The sequence below is a fragment of the Actinocrinis puniceicyclus genome (assembly GCF_018283645.1).
Classification (GTDB): Bacteria; Actinomycetota; Actinomycetes; order Streptomycetales; family Catenulisporaceae; genus Actinocrinis; species Actinocrinis puniceicyclus.
This window is the reverse complement of record NZ_JAGSXH010000246.1, coordinates 1-3,252: the sequence shown is the minus strand read 5'-3', so window position 1 is coordinate 3,252 and position 3,252 is coordinate 1. Positions and strand designations below refer to the sequence as shown.

General features: G+C 71.2%; 4 protein-coding genes. 3 read left to right on the top strand and 1 reads right to left on the bottom strand.

Going from position 1 to position 3,252, the window contains the following annotated elements; all coding sequences use genetic code 11:
* Nucleotides 1-254 precede the first annotated feature (254 nt).
* Nucleotides 255-1,025 carry a CHRD domain-containing protein gene (locus KGA66_RS28395; RefSeq protein ID WP_211472576.1) on the bottom strand — a complete coding sequence of 257 codons (771 nt, stop codon included), beginning with the start codon at nucleotides 1,023-1,025 and terminating at the stop codon, nucleotides 255-257.
* A gap of 412 nt (nucleotides 1,026-1,437) precedes the next feature.
* On the opposite strand from KGA66_RS28395, the gene KGA66_RS28390 reads away from it, so the two are divergent.
* The 3 genes from KGA66_RS28390 to KGA66_RS28380 all read left to right on the top strand — a co-directional run bounded on the left by KGA66_RS28390 (nucleotide 1,438) and on the right by KGA66_RS28380 (nucleotide 3,185).
* Complete coding sequence (locus KGA66_RS28390; RefSeq protein WP_312887109.1) at nucleotides 1,438-2,256, top strand: TniQ family protein; 819 nt, start codon at nucleotides 1,438-1,440, stop codon at nucleotides 2,254-2,256.
* A 77-nt stretch (nucleotides 2,257-2,333) separates the two neighbouring features.
* Nucleotides 2,334-2,564, top strand: coding sequence for a hypothetical protein (locus tag KGA66_RS28385; RefSeq protein ID WP_211472572.1), 231 nt, complete (start codon nucleotides 2,334-2,336; stop codon nucleotides 2,562-2,564).
* Between the two features lie 123 nt (nucleotides 2,565-2,687).
* Nucleotides 2,688-3,185 (top strand): recombinase family protein, encoded by a 498-nt coding sequence (locus tag KGA66_RS28380; protein ID WP_211472570.1) that lies wholly within the window; start codon nucleotides 2,688-2,690, stop codon nucleotides 3,183-3,185.
* Nucleotides 3,186-3,252: the final 67 nt, after the last annotated feature.

The window sequence follows — 3,252 nt, the reverse complement described above, 5'->3', positions numbered from 1 at the left end:
GCGCGCACCAGCAGCCCGGCCCCGCCGGCGGAAAGGACGATGGCCGCGACGGTGAGCAGTCGGTTTCCGCGCATCGCGCGGCGCGCGAGCATCACTTTCGGTTCTCCTGGGTGTCCCGGGAACGCGCCTCGTACCGCGTGTTCGCCTTGTTGCCGGGGACGGTTCGGGCAGGGGCACCGCCTGCCGGGGTAGACCGGCGACGGCGCCCCTGCCCGCTCGGGCGCGCTGATCTTCGACTCGCGCCCGAGGTGGCGTCAGCGGTTGCCGAGGGCCCGGCGGCGGCGCAGGAACAGCAGGGCGCCGGCCGCGGTCAGCATGCCGGCGCCGCCGGCGAGCTCACCGCCGTTGACCGTGTGCTGGGAGGCGCCGCCTCCGGTGGCCGCGGCTCCGGTGGGCATCGCGACGAGCTTGCCGCACAGGGCGGGGGAGGTGGCGGCCAGCGGCAGCGAGGGGACCAGTTCGCTCTTCTCGGTGGAGGCGGCCTTCGGCGCGGTGGCCGGGTCTAGGCCGTGCACCACGATCACCGCGATGCCCTTGTGGATCGAGTCCAGGGTCGCGGAATCCAGGGTGATGGTGCGGTCGTAGGTGAACGACGCACCCGACGGCGCGATCTTCAGGTCGGTGCCCGCGGCCGGGGAGGTGTCTCCGGTGACCGACAGGGTGGTCCGGATCGGGCCGTAGGCCGGCTGGCCCTCGACCGTGGAGATCACCCCGTCGCCGTTGGTGTCCGCCGAAGCGGTCGGGCAGGTGCCCATCGCGCCGCCGTGGATGTGCTGCACGTGCGGGTACGGGGCATTCATGAACGTGGCCGCCAACCCCGAGACCTGCTCGTGGATCGTGGCGGTGCTGCCGTTCAACGACAAGGTGAGGCTGCCGGACGCGCTGTTCTGGTTGTTGAGCGGCACCGGCGAAAGCTGCGCGGTGTAGGTGGTCGAACCTGCGGCGTCAGCGAAAGCGGTACCCGAGGTGAGCGCCGGCAGCGCGAGCAGCGCGAGCGGGGCCACGGCCTTGAATGCGGTCTTCATACCAATCCGTTTCTCTGCGGAATCGATCGATCGATCGAGTGATGCAGCCCCGGCGGCCGGCCGGCCGGGGCTGCGAAACACGGGTACGTACCCGGGCAACCGGCTACCCCCGCCGCCCGCAGTAGATTCCGGCCGCTACCCCACTCAGTCACCGAGACCACCCGAGCGGACCATGCACCCATGCGCATTCCCCACCGAGCACCCGTCCGCTGGACAGCGCCGGGGTGGGCATGGCCCGGTCGGTCCACCCCGCGCGGCACCCCCGGCCCCGGCGTCCTAGCGTGAACGTCAAGAAAGGATCTCGGCGAGATCCCCATCCGGCGGACCTGCTCGCCCGGGCCAGACGACGACCTGAAAGGGCCCGCGCCGTGCCCATCACCCGCCGCACCGCCCAACGCGTCCTCGGCCTGCTGTGGCTGCTCGACGGCGCGCTCCAGCTCCAGCCGTACATGTTCACCACCGGCTTCGCCCGCGGCATTTCGTGCTGCTCAAGGCCCTTGCCGAGCGCACCGGCGTGCCAGAGGGCGAGGTGCGGCTGACCACGCTCGCCGGATGGACGCCGTGGCTGGCCGACACCCTCGACGCAGACCACGGCGCCGAGGCCTTCCACATCTTCGTCCGGCAGGACTCGGTGTTGCTTCTGCCCGGCGAAGCCGGCGCCAACGCCGTCGGCCGATGGCTGCCCTGGGTTGCGGCCGAGCGCTCCCGCCGCAGGACAGCGCGGCGTCTGTGTCCCGTCTGTGCCGCCGAGCCCGAGCGCGGCACACCGCTTTTCGCCACCGTCCCGCTCATGCTCAGCTGCCCCGAGCATGGCTGCCGGCTGGAGAGCGCAGGGGACATCGCGTTCGCGTCCGCCCGGGGAACACCGCCGCCGCTGCGTCCGGCGCCCGGGCACGTCCTGGCCCTGGACCGGCTCACCACCGAGGGGATATCGGGCGGCATGGTCACCCTGCCGCGCAGGCAGGTGCACGTCGGGGTCTGGTTCCGGATGCTGCGCACCCTGCTGGACGAGATCAGCATCTCCACCTCCCGCGTCCGGCGGCGCTCGGCCGCGGCCCTGGACCAGATCTGGCTCCCCATCGGATGGCCTCCCCGGGCGGGGCTGAGCGTGTGGCGGCCGTACGAGGCGCTCGACGCGACACGCCAGGAGGCGATGCTGGAGGCCGCCGCGTGCGCGGCGCACCTCGTCCGGTACGGGCAGATCACCGCCTACGGCACGCTCGGCTACTGACCCGCCAACCCGACCAGCACGTCTACGACGGCGACCGGCTCAGCCCGGCGGACGAGGCGCGCGCCACCGTCCGCGACATGCTGCGCGACTCCTGGGAGCGGGCCCGCCAAGACGTCGAGGACTGGTTCCAGGCCGCCCGCACCGATCCCGCCGCCGCCCGCCAGATCCTGGGCATCCTCACCCACTACGCCCGCAGCCGGGAGGCGTACGACCTGGAACGCGACTTCATGATCGGCTACGGCATCCCCGCCGCGTACCTCCCCGAGCCCGAAGACGGCCGCTTCACCCCCGCGAACGCTGTCCGTTAGGGGAACCTCCACCGGACGGTCCCGATCATGACTCTGCGATGATCGCGACCTGGCGCGACGTCGTCTCATTAGACCTGTACGGAACATGTCTCAATCACCGGGGCTTACCGTACGCTTGGCGCCGTGACCTCCATCCTCATCGGCTATGCGCGTTGCTCCACCGACGAGCAGGACCTCACCGCCCAGCGCGAGCGGCTTCGCGAGCTCGGCGTCGCCGAGGACCGGGTCTACCTCGACCACGGGCTCACGGGAACGAACCGCGAGCGGCCCGGACTTCGCGAGGCTCTGGCCGCCGTCCGGGCCGGCGACACCCTCGTTGTGCCGAAGCTGGACCGGCTGGCCCGCTCCGTTCCCGACGCCCGCGAGATCGGCGACTCGCTCGCCGCCCGCGGCGTCAAACTCTCGCTCGGCGGCTCGCTCTACGACCCTGCTGACCCGATGGGCAAGATGTTCTTCAACATCCTGGCCACCTTCGCCGAGTTCGAGGTCGACCTGCTGCGCATGCGCACCCGCGAGGGCATGGCCGTCGCGAAGGCCAAGGGCAAGCTGCAGGGCAAGAAGCAAGGCCGCGAAGTTAAGGATTCCGGGTGCTTGTCCAGCGGATCGGTGCTGGCGTGTTGAGCAGCGCGCATAGAGAACGAGACCTCTGATAGATCAGGGCGGTCCGCCAAGACTGTCCCGAATCAGA